Origin of the sequence: Streptomyces globisporus (assembly GCF_003501885.1) — a bacterium.
GTDB classification, from domain to species: domain Bacteria; phylum Actinomycetota; class Actinomycetes; order Streptomycetales; family Streptomycetaceae; genus Streptomyces; species Streptomyces globisporus_D.
The window spans coordinates 30,054-47,916 of record NZ_QWFA01000030.1; the positions used below are offsets into that span (position 1 = coordinate 30,054).

General features: G+C 68.1%; 12 protein-coding genes and 1 pseudogene. All 13 read left to right on the forward strand.

Going from position 1 to position 17,863, the window contains the following annotated elements; all coding sequences use genetic code 11:
* The first annotated feature begins 166 nt into the window (after positions 1–166).
* Positions 167–2,587: an ABC transporter family substrate-binding protein gene (locus D3105_RS07680; RefSeq protein WP_118901315.1), complete on the forward strand. Its 2,421-nt coding sequence runs from the start codon at positions 167–169 to the stop codon at positions 2,585–2,587.
* A gap of 388 nt (positions 2,588–2,975) precedes the next feature.
* Positions 2,976–4,850, forward strand: a complete 1,875-nt coding sequence (gene typA, locus D3105_RS07685; protein ID WP_118901319.1) for a translational GTPase TypA — start codon at positions 2,976–2,978, stop codon at positions 4,848–4,850.
* Positions 4,851–5,375: 525 nt separating this feature from the next.
* On the forward strand, positions 5,376–6,995 hold the full coding sequence (locus tag D3105_RS07690; RefSeq protein WP_118901321.1) for a peptide ABC transporter substrate-binding protein: 1,620 nt from the start codon (positions 5,376–5,378) through the stop codon (positions 6,993–6,995).
* Positions 6,996–7,123: 128 nt separating this feature from the next.
* Entirely contained in the window at positions 7,124–8,053 is a 930-nt protein-coding gene (locus tag D3105_RS07695; RefSeq protein ID WP_097873792.1) for an ABC transporter permease, read from the forward strand.
* The gene (locus D3105_RS07700) at positions 8,046–9,002 is read left to right on the forward strand and encodes an ABC transporter permease (RefSeq protein WP_118901324.1); all 957 of its coding nucleotides are present in this window, start codon (positions 8,046–8,048) and stop codon (positions 9,000–9,002) included. The genes D3105_RS07695 and D3105_RS07700 overlap by 8 nt, the downstream gene beginning before the upstream one ends.
* A gap of 11 nt (positions 9,003–9,013) precedes the next feature.
* Positions 9,014–10,072, forward strand: coding sequence for an ABC transporter ATP-binding protein (locus D3105_RS07705; RefSeq protein ID WP_118901326.1), 1,059 nt, complete (start codon positions 9,014–9,016; stop codon positions 10,070–10,072).
* Positions 10,065–11,213, forward strand: a complete 1,149-nt coding sequence (locus D3105_RS07710; protein ID WP_118901329.1) for an ABC transporter ATP-binding protein — start codon at positions 10,065–10,067, stop codon at positions 11,211–11,213. The genes D3105_RS07705 and D3105_RS07710 overlap by 8 nt, the downstream gene beginning before the upstream one ends.
* A 165-nt stretch (positions 11,214–11,378) precedes the next feature.
* Positions 11,379–13,013, forward strand: a complete 1,635-nt coding sequence (locus tag D3105_RS07715; RefSeq protein WP_118901332.1) for a peptide ABC transporter substrate-binding protein — start codon at positions 11,379–11,381, stop codon at positions 13,011–13,013.
* A gap of 100 nt (positions 13,014–13,113) precedes the next feature.
* Positions 13,114–14,037 (forward strand): ABC transporter permease, encoded by a 924-nt coding sequence (locus D3105_RS07720; protein ID WP_118901334.1) that lies wholly within the window; start codon positions 13,114–13,116, stop codon positions 14,035–14,037.
* Positions 14,030–15,007: an ABC transporter permease gene (locus tag D3105_RS07725; RefSeq protein WP_118901337.1), complete on the forward strand. Its 978-nt coding sequence runs from the start codon at positions 14,030–14,032 to the stop codon at positions 15,005–15,007. The genes D3105_RS07720 and D3105_RS07725 overlap by 8 nt, the downstream gene beginning before the upstream one ends.
* A 13-nt stretch (positions 15,008–15,020) precedes the next feature.
* The gene (locus tag D3105_RS07730) at positions 15,021–15,998 is read left to right on the forward strand and encodes an ABC transporter ATP-binding protein (protein ID WP_118901340.1); all 978 of its coding nucleotides are present in this window, start codon (positions 15,021–15,023) and stop codon (positions 15,996–15,998) included.
* A complete protein-coding gene (locus tag D3105_RS07735; protein ID WP_118901343.1) occupies positions 15,988–17,202 on the forward strand; it encodes an ABC transporter ATP-binding protein in 1,215 nt (404 codons plus the stop codon). The genes D3105_RS07730 and D3105_RS07735 overlap by 11 nt, the downstream gene beginning before the upstream one ends.
* 204 nt (positions 17,203–17,406) lie before the next feature.
* Positions 17,407–17,863 (forward strand): annotated as a pseudogene (locus tag D3105_RS07740) (hypothetical protein); the annotation flags it as partial.

The following is a 17,863-nucleotide window of genomic DNA, read 5'->3' on the forward strand; positions in this document are numbered from 1 at the left end:
GGGTGAGCTTGCGGCTCCCGGTCGTCGTGTCGGCGCCCCCTCGCGCGAAGGGGCGCTTTCAGTAAGTGGAAGGAATCAGTGTGATCAACTGCAAATGCCACCACATACGCACTATCCGGTCCATTCCGGTACGGGGTGGTCCGGGCCGGCCCCGGAGGTATCAGCCATGTCCCACGTCGGCGTCCCGCGCGGGACGGTTCGAAAGCGCCGATCGCTCGCGCTCCTCACGACGGGGGTGCTCACGATCCCCGTGCTGGCGGGGTGCAGCTCCGGCGGCGAGGAGACCGCCCGGGGCGTGCCCCAGGACATCGCGCCCGCCGCCCGCGAGACGGTCGCCGACGGGTCGACGGCGAACTGGGCGGTCGACGCGCTGCCCGCCACCTTCAACGCCTTCCAGGCGGACGCGGACAGCGCCACCACCCGGATCACCGGAGCCCTGCTCCCGACCCTCTTCCCGATGGACAGGACCGGGCAGCCGAAGCTCAACCCGGACTACCTGGAGTCCGCGAAGGTCATCGAGCGCGAGCCCCGGCAGGTCGTGCTCTACAAGCTCAACCAGCAGGCGGTGTGGAGCGACGGGCGGGAGATCGGGGCCCCCGACTTCGTCGCCCAGTGGCGGGCGCTCCGCGGCAAGGACTCCGCGTTCTGGACCGCCCGCAACTCCGGCTACGAGCGCATCGAGAAGATCGAGCGGGGCGCGGACGACCTCCAGGTGCGGGTCACGTTCTCCAAGCCGTACGCCGACTGGCGCTCGCTGTTCTCGCCGCTCTACCCGAAGGAGATCACCGGGTCGCCGGACGCCTTCAACGACGGCGCGCGCACCACCCTGAAGACCACCGCCGGGCCCTTCGTTCTGAAGAGCATGAGCAAGTCCAAGGGCACCGTCACACTGGCCCGCAACCCGCGCTGGTGGGGCGACAAGGCCAAGCTGGACACCCTCGTCTTCCGGGCGGTCGCCGCGAAGGACCGTACCCAGGCGCTCGCCGACGGCACGGTGGACATCGCCGACATCGACGCGGCCACCGCCGACCGCATCACGCTCGCCCGCCGCGACCGGGGCAGCAACGGCCAGCCCCTCAACCACGGCCCGGGCTCCGAGATCACGCCCGCCCAGGCCCTGCGCTCCTGGGCCCAGGCGCACGGCTCCGACGAGGACGCGGCGGAGATCGCGCAGGCCGCCCGGGAGAAGAACCGCAAGGCCGTCGTCGCGTACGCCACGGAACAGAAGGCCCTGCGCGACTTCGCCGTCCGCAAGTCCCTGGAGCCCGCCTACACCCAGCTCGCGCTGAACGGCGAGTCCGGCCCGCTCGCCGACGACCGGGTCCGCCGGGCCGTCGCCCGCGCCCTGGACCGCCAGGAGCTGGCCCAGACCGTGCTGGGGCCGCTGGGCCTGCCGGCGAAGCCGCTCGGCAGCCACCTCGCCCTCGCGGGGCAGCCCGGCTACAAGGACGGCAGCGGGGCGCTCGGCGAGCAGAACACCAAGGAGGCCCAGGCCCTGCTGGCGGACGCCGGCTGGACCCGGGGCGGCGCGGCCGAACCGCCCAAGGACACCAAGGCGGGCAGCGAGGCGGAGAAGAAGGGCGGCAAGGACGACGAGGCCGAGGCGGAGAAGAAGACCGCCGGGGACGCCGAGGCGGACAAGGACGCCAAGACCGAGAAGACCGAGAAGGACGGGAAGAAGACCGAGAAGGACAGCACCGAGGACTCCGCCGCCGAGCGCAAGAAGGCCGACCAGGCCTCCGAGGACAGCGCCGCCTCCCGGGAGGAGGGCCTCTACATCGTCGGCGACGACAACAAGCCGGGCGCCCCCGCTCCCGCCACCGTCGCCAGCGCCTCCGCCGTCCATGTCCTGGCCCCCGCCCGTACCGCCGCCGCCCAGGGCACCGCTCTGCTCCGCCAGGCGGGTGTCCTCGGTGAGGACGGCGCCGTCGCCGCCACGGACAAGCAGCCCGGGGGAGCGGCCGGGGCGTACGCCCCCGTCGGCACCGCCGCCCCGGCGCCCGCTGCGGCCAAGGGGCAGCTCGGCAAGGACGGCAAGACGCTGACCCTGCGGTTCGTGCTCCCCTCCGGACCCGGCTCCCAGTCGCTGCGCAGCGTCGGCGACAAGATCGCCGTGATGCTGGAGAAGATCGGCGTCGGTACGGAGATCACCAAGGTCCCCGACGAGAGCTACTTCAAGGACCACATCGCCTCCGGCGCGTACGACCTGGCGCTCTACTCCTGGCCCGCCACCGCCTACCCCGCCACCGACGGACGCCCGATCTACGCCAAGCCGGAGCCCGCCACCGACGGATCGCTCCTCGTGGAGCAGAACTACACCCGGGTCGGCACCGACCACATCGACCAGCTCTTCGACAAGGCCGCCGCCGAGCTGGACGAGAAGGCCGCCCGGGAGCTGATGAAGCAGGCGGACGCCCGGATCTGGGCCGCCGCCGGATCGATTCCGCTCTTCCAGCGGCCGCAGCTCGTCGCGGTCGACAAGAAGCTCGCGAACGTCGGGGCGTTCGGCTTCGCCGCCCCCCGGTACCAGGACATCGGGTTCAAGAACCGGCAAGCAGCAGGTTCCCCCGCAGACCGCAAGAAGTAGCGGGTAAGTACCACACCCTTCCGCCGCCAAGCTCAGATGCACCTCAAAACCCTTGCCCGCCGGTTCGCCCGGCGGGCAGTGTGGTTTCTGCCCTGACCCGGGCCGTTCGTCGCTTCACCTCTCCTCACCCCCCACATAGCTCCACCGCGGTTCCACCGCAGCTCCGCCCCATTCCGGCCATGTCCATGGCCCGGCAGTACCTTGACACCGGCTGAATATCGCCTGAATCACACGGGAAGACCGCCTTCGCGGATCGGCCCGGGAAGCCCGGCGCGCCCGAGGCCCGTACGATGGGACGAGCCGTGGCGTGCCGCCCGGCGGGCGTACGAGGACTCGAAGACCGACTGAGACGCCTGATCCCACGATCCGAGAGAAGCGCAAGCCACCCATGCCCACGCGCCACGACATCCGTAACGTAGCCATCGTCGCCCACGTCGACCACGGCAAGACCACGCTGGTCGACGCCATGCTCAAGCAGGCCGGCTCCTTCGCCGCGCACGCTGCCGAGTCGCTCGACGACCGGATGATGGACTCGAACGACCTGGAGCGTGAGAAGGGCATCACGATCCTCGCCAAGAACACGGCGGTGAAGTATCACCCCAAGGACGGCGGGGACCCGATCACGATCAACATCATCGACACCCCCGGTCACGCCGACTTCGGTGGCGAGGTCGAGCGTGGTCTGTCGATGGTGGACGCCGTCGTGCTGCTCGTCGACGCCTCCGAGGGCCCGCTGCCCCAGACCCGCTTCGTGCTGCGCAAGGCGCTGGCCGCGCGGATGCCGGTCATCCTCTGCATCAACAAGACGGACCGTCCCGACTCCCGGATCGCCGAGGTCGTCGACGAGACGTACGACCTGTTCCTGGACCTGGACGCGGACGAGGACCAGATCGAGTTCCCGATCGTCTACGCCTGCGCCCGTGACGGCGTCGCCTCGCTGACCAAGCCCGAGGACGGCACCGTCCCGCAGGACAGCGACAGCCTGGAGCCGTTCTTCAACACGATCCTGGCGCACGTTCCGGCCCCCGAGTTCGACGAGGCCGCGCCGCTCCAGGCCCACGTCACCAACCTGGACGCCGACAACTTCCTCGGCCGTATCGCGCTCTGCCGCGTCGAGCAGGGCGAGCTGCGCAAGGGTCAGACCGTCACGTGGATCAAGCGCGACGGCACCATGTCCAACGTCCGCATCACCGAGCTGCTGATGACCGAGGCGCTCACCCGCAAGCCCGCCGAGGTGGCGGGCCCCGGTGACATCTGCGCCATCGCCGGTATCCCGGACATCATGATCGGCGAGACCCTGGCCGACCCGGAGAACCCGATCGCGCTGCCGCTGATCACGGTCGACGAGCCCGCCATCTCGATGACCATCGGCACCAACACCTCGCCGCTCGTCGGCAAGGGCGGCAAGGGCCACAAGGTCACCGCCCGCCAGGTGAAGGACCGCCTCGACCGCGAGCTGATCGGTAACGTCTCCCTCCGTGTCCTGGACACCGAGCGCCCCGATGCCTGGGAGGTCCAGGGCCGTGGTGAGCTGGCGCTCGCCATCCTGGTCGAGCAGATGCGCCGCGAGGGCTTCGAGCTGACCGTCGGCAAGCCCGAGGTCGTCACCAAGCAGGTCGACGGCAAGACGTACGAGCCGATCGAGCGCATGACGATCGACTCTCCCGAGGAGCACCTCGGCGCCATCACCCAGCTCATGGCGACCCGCAAGGGCCGTATGGAGACCATGACGAACCACGGCTCCGGCTGGGTCCGCATGGAGTGGATCGTCCCGTCCCGCGGCCTCATCGGCTTCCGTACGGAGTTCCTCACCCAGACCCGCGGCACCGGCATCGCGCACTCCATCTTCGAGGGCCACGAGCCGTGGTTCGGCGAGCTGCGCACCCGTCACAACGGTTCGCTGGTCGCCGACCGCGCGGGCTCGGTCACGCCGTTCGCGATGGTCAACCTCCAGGAGCGCGGTGTCATCTTCACCGAGGCCGGCACCGAGGTGTACGAGGGCATGATCATCGGCGAGAACTCCCGCGCCGACGACATGGACGTGAACATCACCAAGGAGAAGAAGCTCACCAACATGCGTGCGGCCTCCGCGGACACCACGGAGAACGTGGTCCCGGCCCGCAAGCTGTCGCTGGAGCAGTCCCTGGAGTTCTGCCGCGAGGACGAGTGCATCGAGGTGACCCCGGAGACCGTGCGGATCCGCAAGGTCGTCCTGGACCAGCGTGAGCGCAGCCGCGCCGCCTCGCGCGCCAAGAACGGCTGACACGGAGCCAGGAGACGCCCCTGAGCCTCCCCTGAGCCCTTCCGGGGGCCCGGGGGCGGTCGGAGGCATACGCTCCGTATGCGAAGGTCCGTCCGGGGGTGGATCGCCCCGTCGGACGGACCGTCAGCACAGGCATTGACAGAAGGCCCGGCCCACCACGGACACTGTGGTGGGCCGGGCCTTCGTCAATTGCTTTTCCTGACCGCGGTGTCCGGATATCGGGGGTCGCTCTCCGGAACATGTGTTAACAGTCCGTTTCGGGCGTGTCTGTCTGGGATCGCTTTGTCCGGATTTCGGGCACACGGGGGGGTCTGATGTTGTCAAACCGAGACCCTTTAAGTGTGGTTTACAGCCCGGCCGTACTCAATAGTTGGCTCCATTGAGCTCGGGTCAATGGGTCACGCACTGTGGGGAGTGCCGACTCACGAGCACACTCGGGGCACTGAACGATCACCGTCAGGGGTGTCGGTGAATCTCTCCAGTGCCCTTCTTGTAGTCAAAAGTGGACTCATGAGGAGGAAACCCATGCGCGGTGCCAAGAGCGCCAAGTGGGTCGCGGGAGCGGCCGTCATCGCCCTGGCCGCGACTGCCTGTGGCGGCGGCGACAGCAGCGACGAAGGCAAGAAGAACACGTCGGGGCAGCCCGCCGGATACGTCTCGATCGACGTCGGTGAGCCCCAGAAGCCTCTGATGCCGGCCGACACGAACGAGAGCAACGGCTCTTACGTCATCCAGTCGCTGTTCACCCAGCTGCTGGACTTCGACGACAAGGGCGAGATCGTCTACACGAACGCCGAGTCCGTCGAGACCGAGGACTCCAAGACGTGGACCGTCAAGCTCAAGGCCGGCTGGAAGTTCCACAACGGTGAGGCCGTGACCGCGCAGTCGTACATCGACGCGTGGAACTGGTACGCCAACGTCGAGAACAAGCAGCAGAACGCGTTCTGGTTCTCCGACATCAAGGGCTACGAGGACGTCCACCCCGAGAAGGGTGCGCCCAAGGCCAAGGAGATGTCCGGCCTGAAGGCCGTGGACGACACCACCTTCACCATCGAGCTGGCGGAGAAGGTCCCGTACTTCAACTACAAGCTCGGTTACGCGACGTTCGCGCCGCTGCCCAAGGTCTTCTACGACGACCCGAAGGCGTTCGGCCAGAAGCCGATCGGCAACGGCCCGTACACGTTCGAGAAGTGGACCCACAAGAAGCTCATCCAGGTCAAGGCCTGGCCCGAGTACCAGGGTCCGAACAAGGCTGCCAACAAGGGCATCCAGTTCAAGAACTACTCGACCGTCGAGGCCGCGTACACCGACCTCGTCTCCGGCAACCTGGACATGATCCGCCAGGTCGGCCCGCGTGACCTGCCGAAGTACAAGACGGACCTCGGTGACGGCGCCATCGACCAGCCGTACGCGGCGATCCAGACCCTGGTCCCGGCGTTCTACTCCAAGACGTTCAAGGACATCGACCCCAAGGTCCTCCAGGGTCTGTCCATGGCGATCGACCGTGACACCATCACGAAGACCGTCCTGAACGGCACGCGCATCCCGGCGACGAGCTTCACGCCGCCGCAGGTCAAGGGCAACCAGACCCTCGACTCGGACATCCTGAAGTACAACCCGGCCAAGGCCAAGGAGCTCATCAAGGCCGGCGGTGGTGTCCCGGAGAACAAGTTCACCATCCAGTACAACGCCGACGGTGGGCACAAGGAGTGGGTGACCGCTGTCTGCGAGTCCATCCGCAACGCCACCGGGGTCGACTGCGTGGGCGACGCCAAGCCGGACTTCCCGACCGACCTCGAAGCGCGTGACAACAACGAGGTCAAGGGTGTCTACCGCGGTGGCTGGGTGGCCGACTACCCCGTCAACGTGAACTTCCTCAAGGAGCTCTACCACTCCAAGGCGGAGTCGAACAACGGTCGTTTCAACGACAAGGAGATCGACGCGCTGATGGCGAAGGGCGACAAGGCCGACTCCCTGGAGGAGTCCGTCGCCGCCTACCAGGAGGTCGAGAAGGCCCTGGTGGACAAGATGCCCGCCATCCCGCTCTGGTACTACGCCATCAACGGCGGCCACGGCAAGAACGTCGACAACGTCAAGGTCGACTTCCACGGTGACCTCGAACTGACCGGCGTCACCACCAAGTAACGCCTGCGGGTCATTCCCCAACTGGCCGTCATCCGCCCGTGCCGCCCGTCGGCGCGGCCGGAGGCGTGGGGGTCGTCTCTGCGAAGAGGCGGCCCCCACGCCGCAGTTATCCCCACACGGAGGCACCCATGGGGCGTTATGTCGCACGACGACTGCTCCAGATGATCCCGGTCTTCATCGGGTCGACCCTGCTGGTCTTCCTGATGATGTACGCACTGCCCGGCGACCCCGTCAGAGCACTTGCCGGTGAACAGCACGTAGATGCTTCGCAGATCGCCGCTCTGAAGGCCGAGTACGGTCTCGACCAGCCGATCTGGCAGCAGTATCTGAACTACCTGGGCAATCTGTTCCAGGGCGACTTCGGCCAGCAGATCGGAACGCAGCGTCCGGTCGCCGAAGTCATCGCCGACGCCTACCCGATCACCGTCAGACTGGCGATCTTCGCCTTCGTCTTCACGGTCGTCGCCGGTATCTCGCTCGGCATCATCGCCGGTCTGAAGGCGGAATCGCTCCGGGACCGCGGTCTGCTCGGTCTGACGCTGGTGCTGATCTCCATGCCGTCCTTCGTGCTGGGCTTCCTCGTTCAGTACTTCTTCGCGTTCCAGCTCGGCATCGCCAAGCCCAACGTGAGTCTCGAACCCACCAACGGCGAGCTGATCATGCCGGCCATCGTGCTGGCGTCGCTGTCACTCGCCTACGTGGCCCGGCTCACCCGTACGTCGGTCGCCGAGAACATCCGCGCCGACTACATCCGTACGGCTGTCGCCAAGGGTCTGCCGCGCCGCCGCATCGTCGGCATCCACCTGATGCGCAACTCGCTCATCCCGGTCGTCACCTTCCTCGGCACCGACATCGGCGCTCTGATGGGCGGCGCGATCGTGACCGAGGGCATCTTCAACATCAAGGGCGTCGGGTCACTCGTCTTCGAGGCCCTGTCCAAGCGTGAGGGCGCCACGGTCGTCGGGATCGTGACGTTGCTCGTCATCGTCTACCTCGTCTGCAGCCTGCTCGTCGACCTGCTCTACGCGGTCCTGGACCCGAGGATCCGGTATGCCTGACACCACCGCACTCTCCAAGAGCACCGACGCTCCGGCCGCCGCAGCTCAGACGCCGACCACCACGGACTCCGGCCCCCTGCCCGGCAAGCCGCGCAGCCTTTGGTCCGACGCCTGGCACGACCTGCGCCGCAACCCGCTCTTCCTCGTCTCGATGGTGCTGATCCTGCTGCTCACCGTCATGGCGATCTTCCCGGGCCTGTTCACCAGCGCCTCGCCGCGCGACGCGAACCTGGCCGAGCACTACCTCCAGAAGCCGAACTGGGGACACTTCTTCGCCCCCGACTGGCTCGGCTACGACGTCCAGGGCCGTTCCATCTACGCGCGTCTGATCTACGGAGCCCGCGCGTCCATCATGGTCGGCGTGATCGTGACCATCGCGGTCACCATCACCGGCCTGGTGATCGGGATGCTCGCCGGATACTTCGGCGGCTGGATCGACACGGTCCTCTCCCGGATCACCGACGTCTTCTTCGGTGTTCCCTTCATCGTCGGCGCCATGGTCATCCTGACCACCTTCGAGGAGCGCTCCGTCTGGGTCGTCATCCTCTCCCTGTCCTTCCTCGGCTGGACGTCCATCGCCCGTGTCGCCCGTGGCTCGGTCATCACGATCAAGCAGGCCGACTACGTGGTCGCCGCCAAGGCCCTCGGCGCCTCCACCACCCGGATCATGACGCGGCACATCCTGCCGAACGCCATCGCTCCGGTGATCGTGGTCGCCACCATCGCGCTCGGCGGTTACATCGCCGCCGAGGCCACCCTGTCGTTCCTCGGCATCGGCCTCGCCGAGCCGACGGTCTCGTGGGGTATCGATGTCTCCGCTGCGAAGGACCAGCTCCGCAACGTTCCGACGGTCCTGATCATCCCCTCGGTGATGGTCTCGATCACGGTGCTGTCCTTCCTGATGTTCGGCGATGCGGTCCGCAACGCCCTCGACCCCAAGATGCGCTGAGGGAGGCGTTCGTGACCACCATCGACAAGACGGCTCACGTCCCCGCACCGCGGGAGTCCGTGAGTGGCGACGGTCCACTGCTCGACGTCCGTGACCTGCACGTGGAGTTCCACACCCGCGACGGTGTGGCCAAGGCGGTCAACGGTGTGAACTACACCGTCAGCGCCGGCGAGACGCTCGCCGTGCTCGGCGAGTCCGGCTCCGGCAAGTCCGTGACCGCGCAGACCATCATGGGCATCCTCGACATGCCGCCCGGGAAGATCACGCAGGGCGAGATCCTCTTCCGCGGCCAGGACATGCTGAAGATGTCCAACGAGGAGCGCCGGAAGATCCGCGGCAGCAAGATCGCGATGATCTTCCAGGACGCGCTGTCCTCGCTGAACCCGGTCCTCACCGTCGGCTACCAGCTCGGCGAGATGTTCCGTGTGCACCAGGGCCTGTCCAAGAAAGCGGCCAAGGCCAAGTCCATCGAGCTGATGGACCAGGTCAAGATCCCGGCGGCGGCGGCCCGCATCTCGGACTACCCGCACCAGTTCTCCGGCGGTATGCGCCAGCGCATCATGATCGCCATGGCGCTGGCCCTGGAGCCGGACCTGATCATCGCCGACGAGCCGACCACCGCGCTCGACGTGACGGTGCAGGCCCAGGTCATGGACCTGCTGGCCGAGCTCCAGCGCGAGTACAACATGGGTCTGATCCTGATCACCCACGACCTCGGCGTCGTCGCCGACGTCGCGGACAAGATCGCCGTGATGTACGCGGGCCGGATCGTGGAGACGGCCCCGGTCGGCGAGCTGTACAGCCGCCCGGCACACCCGTACACCAGGGGTCTGCTCGACTCGATCCCGCGCCTGGACCAGAAGGGCCAGGAGCTCTACGCGATCAAGGGCCTGCCGCCCAACCTGACCCGTATCCCCACGGGCTGTGCCTTCAGCCCGCGGTGCCCCAAGGCACAGGACATCTGCCGTACCGAGATTCCGCCGCTCGCCCCGGTGACCGAGCAGGACGGCCTCGAGCTGGTCGGCCGCGGCAGCGCGTGCCACTTCTGGAAGGAGACGATCCATGGCTGAGCTCAAGAAGGAGCAGGAGCCCGTGGACGCCACCCCGAACGTCTCCGAGGTGGAGACGGTGGGCGCCGCGACCGAGGCGGAGGCCGTAGCCGCCATCGACGCGCCCGTCAGCCAGGGCGAGCCGATCCTCCAGGTGCGCAACCTGGTCAAGCACTTCCCGCTGACCCAGGGCATCCTCTTCAAGAAGCAGATCGGCGCGGTCAAGGCCGTCGACGGGATCTCCTTCGACCTGTACGCCGGTGAGACCCTCGGCATCGTCGGCGAGTCGGGCTGTGGCAAGTCCACGGTCGCCAAGCTCCTGATGACCCTGGAGCGGGCGACGGCCGGCGAGGTCTTCTACAAGGGCCAGGACATCACCAAGCTGTCCGGGCGCGCGCTGAAGGCGGTCCGCCGCAACATCCAGATGGTGTTCCAGGACCCGTACACCTCGCTGAACCCGCGTATGACGGTCGGCGACATCATCGGGGAGCCCTTCGACATCCACCCCGAGGTGGCCCCGAAGGGCGACCGGCGCCGCCGCGTCCAGGAGCTCCTGGACGTCGTGGGTCTGAACCCGGAGTACATCAACCGGTACCCGCACCAGTTCTCCGGCGGTCAGCGCCAGCGCATCGGTATCGCCCGCGGCCTCGCCCTCAACCCGGAGATCATCATCTGCGACGAGCCGGTCTCCGCGCTCGACGTGTCGGTGCAGGCCCAGGTCATCAACCTGATGGAGAAGCTCCAGGACGAGTTCAACCTGTCCTACGTCTTCATCGCGCACGACCTGTCCATCGTCCGGCACATCTCCGACCGGGTCGGCGTGATGTACCTCGGCAAGATGGCCGAGATCGGCACGGACACGCAGATCTACGACCACCCGACGCACCCCTACACCCAGGCGCTGCTCTCGGCGGTCCCGGTCCCCGACCCGGCGGCCCGTGAGGGACGCGACCGGATCATCCTGACCGGTGATGTTCCGTCACCGGCGAACCCGCCCTCGGGCTGCCGCTTCCGCACCCGCTGCTGGAAGGCGGAGGAGCGCTGCGCGACGGAGGAGCCCCTGCTGGCGATCCCCGAGCGCTTCGTCGCGGCGGCCACCCCCGCCGCGCACGAGTCGGCGTGCCACTTCGCCGAGGAGAAGGACGTCGTGCACGCGGCGTAACCGCTCCCGGAGGTCGAACGACCGAGGCCCGGCCCCTTCCGAGGGGGCCGGGCCTTCGTCGTGTCCGCCGCCCTCCTGCCCGTACGGGGCAATCCCGCATGCGATACATGGCGTTATGCGGTGATATGAGGCATTGGGCTACTCGATGACTCTAGGAGGCACTTCATGCGCGGAGCCACACAGGTCAGGTGGGCCGCATGTGCGGTGGCCGTCGCCCTGGCAGCGACGGCCTGCGGCGGCGGGGACGGCGACGGTGGCGGCAGCGGCGGCGCCGACGGCATCGTCAGCTCCTCCTGGGGAGACCCGCAGAACCCGCTGGAGCCGGCCAACACCAACGAGGTCCAGGGCGGCAAGGTCCTCGACATGGTCTTCCGCGGACTCATCCGCTACGACCCGAAGACCGGCGAGGCCAAGAACATGATCGCCGAGTCCATCGACTCGACGGACTCCCAGAACTTCACGATCAAGCTCAAGGACGGCTGGACGTTCTCCAACGGTGAGAAGGTCACCGCCAACTCCTTCGTCGACGCGTGGAACTACGGCGCTGCCCTGAAGAACAACCAGAAGAACGCCTACTTCTTCCAGTACATCGAGGGCTACGACAAGGTCCACCCGGAGTCCGGGTCCGCCTCCGCCGAGACCATGTCCGGCCTGAAGGTCGTCGACGACCTGACCTTCACCGCCAAGCTCACCCAGAAGTTCTCCCTGTGGCCCGACACCCTCGGCTACTCCGCCTTCGTCCCGCTGCCCAAGGCGTTCTACGACGACCACGACGCCTGGCTCTCCAAGCCCGTCGGGAACGGCCCCTACACCATCGAGTCGTACGCCAAGGGCTCCTCGATGAACCTGCGCCGGTGGGACGACTACCCGGGCGACGACAAGGCGAAGAACGGCGGCGTCGACCTCAAGGTCTTCACCGACAACAACACCGCCTACACCGACCTGACCGCGGGCAACCTCGACCTCGTCGACGACGTGCCCGCCTCCCAGCTGCGCAACGTCGAGGCCGACCTCGGCGACCGGTACATCAACACCCCCGCCGGCATCATCCAGACCCTGGCCTTCCCCTTCTACGAGGAGGAGTGGGACACCGACGACGCGCGCAAGGTCCGCCAGGGCCTGTCGATGGCGATCAACCGCCCGCAGATCACCGACCAGATCTTCCAGAAGACCCGCACCCCCGCCTCCGACTGGACCTCCCCGGTCCTCGGCGAGGAGGGCGGCTTCAAGGAAGGGCTCTGCGGCAAGGAGTGCACGTACAACAAGACCGAGGCCAAGAAGCTGATCGACGAGGGCGGCGGCATCCCCGGCGGCCAGCTGAAGATCTCGTACAACGCGGACACCGGCTCCCACAAGGAATGGGTCGACGCCGTCTGCAACAGCATCAACAACGTCATGGGCAACAACAAGGCCTGCGTCGGCGGCCCCGTCGGCACCTTCGCCGACTTCCGCGCCCAGGTCTCCACCCAGAAGCTCACCAGCGCCTGGCGCGCGGGCTGGCAGATGGACTACCCGCTGATCCAGAACTTCCTCCAGCCGCTCTACTACACCAACGCCCCGTCCAACGACGGCAAGTGGAGCAACGAGCAGTTCGACGACCTGGTCGACAAGGCCAACGCCGAGAGCGACAAGGCGAAGGCCGTCACCACCTTCCAGGACGCGGAGAAGATCCTCGTCACGGAGATGCCGGTCATCCCGCTCTGGTACCAGAACGGCAGCGCCGGCTACTCGGACCGGGTGGACAACGTCGCGCTGAACCCGTTCAGCGTCCCGGTCTACGAAGAGATCACCGTCAAGTGACGCGCTGAGCCGCGCACGGCCGGGACGCCCGACACGCGCCCCGGCCGTCCGCGCACCACCACCCGCCCGGAACTGCTGGACCCGACCCCCGGAGCCCCTCATGGGACGTTATGTGATCCGGCGGCTGCTGCAGATGATCCCCGTCTTCTTCGGCACCACGCTGTTGATCTTCCTCATGGTGAACGTGATGGGCGACCCCATCGCGGGTCTCTGCGGCGACCGCCAGTGCGACCCGGCCACCGCCGCCCAGCTGCGCTCCGAGTTCGGCCTCGACAAGCCGGTCTGGCAGCAATACCTCACCTACATGGGCAACGTCTTCACCGGCGACTTCGGCACCGCGTTCAACGGGCAGAAGGTCACCGAGCTGATGGCCACCGCCTTCCCCATCACGATCCGGCTCACCATCGTCGCGATCGTCTTCGAGGTCGTCATCGGCATCAGCCTCGGCGTCGTCACCGGCCTGCGGCGCGGCCGCCCCGTCGACACCACCGTCCTCATCCTGACGCTGGTCGTCATCGCCGTCCCGACCTTCGTCACCGGCCTGCTGCTCCAGCTCCTCCTGGGCGTCGAGTGGGGCATCATCAAGCCCTCGGTCTCCGCCGACCCCACCTTCGACGAACTCCTCGTCCCCGGGCTGGTCCTCGCCTCGGTCTCGCTCGCCTACGTCACCCGGCTCACCCGGACCTCGATCGCCGAGAACGCCCGCGCCGACTACGTACGCACCGCCGTCGCCAAGGGCCTGCCCCGCCGCCGGGTCGTCGTACGGCACCTGCTGCGCAACTCGCTCATCCCCGTCGTCACCTTCATCGGCACCGACGTGGGCGCCTTGATGGGCGGGGCCATCGTCACCGAGCGGATCTTCAACATCCACGGCGTCGGCTACCAGCTCTACCAGGGCATCCTGCGGCAGAACTCCCAGACCGTCGTCGGCTTCGTCACGATCCTCGTCCTCGTCTTCCTCGCCGCCAACCTGATCGTCGACCTCCTGTACGCCGTACTCGACCCGAGGATCCGCTATGCCTGAGCCGCAGACCCCGGACGAAGCGATCTCCCAGGCGGGCGCCGGCGGCGCGACGGACCTCGCCATGGAGGAGGGCACCAGCCTGGAGAAGAACCCGGGCGGCCCCGACGGCACCGGGCCCGCCGGAAAGCCGCGCAGCCTCTGGTCGGACGCCTGGCGCGACCTGCGCCGCAACCCGGTCTTCATCATCTCCTCGCTGGTCATCCTCTTCCTGGTGATCATCTCGATCTGGCCCTCGCTCATCGCGAGCGGCGACCCCCTCCAGGCCAACCTGGACGACGCCCAGAAGGGCTCCGAGCCCGGCCACCCCTTCGGCTTCGACCCGCAGGGCCGCGACGTCTACACCCGCGTCGTCTACGGCACCCGCACCTCGGTGACCGTCGGCGTCTGCGCCACCCTCGGCGTCGCGATCCTCGGCAGCGTCCTCGGCGGACTCGCGGGCTTCTTCGGCGGCTGGTGGGACTCGATCCTCTCCCGCCTCACCGACGTCTTCTTCGGCATCCCCGTCGTCCTCGGCGGTCTGGTCTTCCTCTCCGTCGTCACCAGCTCGACCGTCTGGCCCGTCGTCGGATTCATCGTCCTGCTCGGCTGGCCCCAGATCGCCCGCATCGCCCGCGGCTCGGTCATCACCGCCAAACAGAACGACTACGTCCAGGCGGCCCGCGCGCTGGGCGCCTCCAACTCCCGCATGATGCTGCGCCACATCACCCCGAACGCCATCGCGCCCGTCATCGTCGTGGCGACCATCGCGCTCGGCACGTACATCTCGCTGGAGGCCACTCTGTCCTTCCTCGGCGTCGGCCTGAAGGACCCGGCCGTCTCCTGGGGCATCGACATCTCCGCGGCCGCCAACTACATCCGCAACGCCCCGCACATGCTGCTCTGGCCCGCCGGAGCGCTGGCGGTCACCGTGCTCGCGTTCATCATGCTCGGCGACGCGGTGCGCGACGCCCTCGACCCCAAGCTGCGCTGAGGAGCCGGTTGCCATGTTGCTCGAAGTGCGCGATCTGTACGTGGAGTTCCACACCCGCGAAGGCGTCGCCAAGGCCGTCAACGGAGTCAACTACTCGGTGGCCGAGGGCGAGACGCTCGCCGTCCTCGGCGAGTCCGGCTCCGGCAAGTCCGTCACCGCCCAGGCCGTCATGGGCATCCTCGACATGCCGCCCGGGAAGATCACCGGCGGGGAGATCCTCTTCAAGGACCAGGACCTGCTGAAGCTCAAGGCGGACGAGCGGCGGAGGATCCGCGGCCAGGAGATGGCCATGATCTTCCAGGACGCCCTGTCCTCGCTGAATCCGGTCCTCACCGTCGGCCAGCAGCTCGCCGAGATGTTCGTCGTGCACCGCGGCATGTCCCGCAAGGACGCCAGGGCCAAGGCGGTCGAGCTGATGGACCGGGTCCGCATCCCCGCCGCCAAAGAACGCGTCAACCAGTATCCGCACCAGTTCTCCGGCGGGATGCGCCAGCGCATCATGATCGCCATGGCGATGGCCCTCGAACCGTCCCTGATCATCGCCGACGAGCCCACCACCGCCCTCGACGTCACCGTCCAGGCCCAGGTCATGGACCTCCTCGCGGAACTCCAGCGCGAGCTGAACATGGGCCTCATCCTGATCACCCACGACCTCGGCGTCGTCGCCGACGTCGCGGACAAGATCGCCGTGATGTACGCGGGCCGCATCGTCGAGACCGCCCCCGTCCACGAGATCTACAAGGCACCCGCCCACCCGTACACCAAGGGTCTCCTCCAGTCGATCCCGCGCCTGGACCAGAAGGGCCGGGAGCTGTACGCGATCAAGGGCCTGCCGCCCAACCTCACCCGCATCCCGCCCGGCTGCGCCTTCAACCCCCGCTGCCCGATGGCCCAGGACGTGTGCCGCAGCGACGTGCCGCCGCTCTACGAGGTCGACGAACAGCGCCGGAGCGCCTGCCACTTCTGGAAGGAGACGCTCGATGCACGCTGACCGCGACAGGAGTGCGGGGACCGGCGAGGGCGCGGCCGGCTCCACCCTCCTCTCCAAGGCGAACGAGGACGCCACCGCCCCCTACGTCGAGGGCGACCCGATCCTCCAGGTGCGCGGCCTCGCCAAGCACTACCCGCTGACCCAGGGCATCCTCTTCAAGCGGCAGATCGGCGCGGTCAGGGCCGTCGACGGCGTCGACTTCGACCTCTACGCGGGCGAGACGCTCGGCATCGTGGGGGAGTCGGGCTGCGGCAAGTCCACCGTCGCCAAGATGCTCGTCCACCTGGAACGCCCCACCGCCGGGGCGATCCGCTACAAGGGCGAGGACATCTCCAAGCTGTCCGGCCGGGCGCTGAAGGCGGTGCGCCGCAACATCCAGATGGTGTTCCAGGACCCGTACACCTCGCTGAACCCGCGGATGACGGTCGGCGACATCATCGGGGAGCCGTACGAGATCCACCCCGAGGTCGCCCCGAAGGGCAGCCGCCGCCAGAAGGTCCAGGACCTGCTCGACGTCGTCGGGCTCAACCCGGAGTACATCAACCGCTATCCGCACCAGTTCTCCGGCGGCCAGCGCCAGCGCATCGGCATCGCGCGCGGCCTCGCCCTCAACCCGGAGATCATCGTCGCCGACGAACCGGTCTCCGCGCTCGACGTCTCCGTCCAGGCCCAGGTGGTCAACCTGCTGGACCGGCTCCAGGCGGAGTTCAACCTCAGCTTCGTCTTCATCGCGCACGACCTGTCCATCGTCCGGCACATCTCCGACCGGGTCGGCGTGATGTACCTGGGCCGGATCGTGGAGATCGGCTCCGACGCGGAGATCTACGACCACCCCACCCACCCGTACACCCAGGCGCTGCTGTCCGCCGTCCCCGTCCCCGACCCGACCGCCCGCGAACACCGGGAACGGATCATCCTGCACGGCGACGTCCCCTCGCCCGCCAACATCCCCTCCGGCTGCCGCTTCCGCACCCGCTGCTGGAAGGCCCAGGAGCGGTGCGAACTGGAGGTCCCGCTGCTGGCGGTCCCCGCGGAGTTCCGGCTCGTGGACACCCCGGCCCGGCACGACTCGGCCTGCCACTTCGCAGAGGAGAAGCATGTGGTGCCGACGGAGGCGGAGTTGGAGATCCCGGGACCCGCAGAGGCCCCGGGGCCGGACGAGCCGGAGGAACAGCCGGGGGCCGGGGAGGACGAAACGCCATGAACCGGCGTCAGCATCGTTAACAAGGAGGCAACTCCGCCGTCGCCGCTCCGATATACGAACGCCCCATGCTGGACAACGTACGGCCGTGCGGGTGCCGTGGTCCGGCCGGAGCGTCGTCCTGGCGCTCCGGCCGGTCGCCCGCCGCCACCGCCCCGCCCCCCGAACGCACTTGTTCATCCGTTCAGGGCAATGGAGTATCAGCGGGTGACACTTACACGGGGAGCAAGAATCACCGGCGCCGTTCTGTGCGCGGTGCTGGCACTGATGGTCGTGGCCTGGATCGGGCGGGACATACAGGCCGCCGACGGACCGGGGCCGGTCTGGGAGTACTGGTCGGGCACCGCGAACCTCCAGGACGTCGTGCGGCCCACCACCACCTCCACCAGCCTCGTCCTGCTGCTGGCCGCCGCCGCCGCCGCTGTGGCGGCACTCCGCTCGGCCTCCGCGGCCTCGGTCCTGATCGTCACCGGCGTCGTCACCTTCGTCCTGCGGCTGCCCGGAGTCTGGACCGTCGCCGACGCCGCGGCCCCGGAGGAGCTCCGCGACCGGGCGCTGCTCACCACGTACGCCGCGCTGGTGGCCGGGCTCGCCCTGATCGTCGTGGGGGCGGTGGGCCGCCGCCCCGTGCCGCAGGGCGGGGAGCCCGGCCACCAGCGCGGCG

Bases quoted from the DNA above. Each gene is read 5' to 3' on its own strand.
- D3105_RS07680 (WP_118901315.1), top strand. From the start codon at position 167: ATGTCCCACGTCGGCGTCCCGCGCGGGACGGTTCGAAAGCGCCGATCG.
- typA (WP_118901319.1), top strand. From the start codon at position 2,976: ATGCCCACGCGCCACGACATCCGTAACGTAGCCATCGTCGCCCACGTC.
- D3105_RS07690 (WP_118901321.1), top strand. From the start codon at position 5,376: ATGCGCGGTGCCAAGAGCGCCAAGTGGGTCGCGGGAGCGGCCGTCATC.
- D3105_RS07695 (WP_097873792.1), top strand. From the start codon at position 7,124: ATGGGGCGTTATGTCGCACGACGACTGCTCCAGATGATCCCGGTCTTC.
- D3105_RS07700 (WP_118901324.1), top strand. From the start codon at position 8,046: ATGCCTGACACCACCGCACTCTCCAAGAGCACCGACGCTCCGGCCGCC.
- D3105_RS07710 (WP_118901329.1), top strand. From the start codon at position 10,065: ATGGCTGAGCTCAAGAAGGAGCAGGAGCCCGTGGACGCCACCCCGAAC.
- D3105_RS07715 (WP_118901332.1), top strand. From the start codon at position 11,379: ATGCGCGGAGCCACACAGGTCAGGTGGGCCGCATGTGCGGTGGCCGTC.
- D3105_RS07720 (WP_118901334.1), top strand. From the start codon at position 13,114: ATGGGACGTTATGTGATCCGGCGGCTGCTGCAGATGATCCCCGTCTTC.
- D3105_RS07725 (WP_118901337.1), top strand. From the start codon at position 14,030: ATGCCTGAGCCGCAGACCCCGGACGAAGCGATCTCCCAGGCGGGCGCC.
- D3105_RS07730 (WP_118901340.1), top strand. From the start codon at position 15,021: ATGTTGCTCGAAGTGCGCGATCTGTACGTGGAGTTCCACACCCGCGAA.
- D3105_RS07735 (WP_118901343.1), top strand. From the start codon at position 15,988: ATGCACGCTGACCGCGACAGGAGTGCGGGGACCGGCGAGGGCGCGGCC.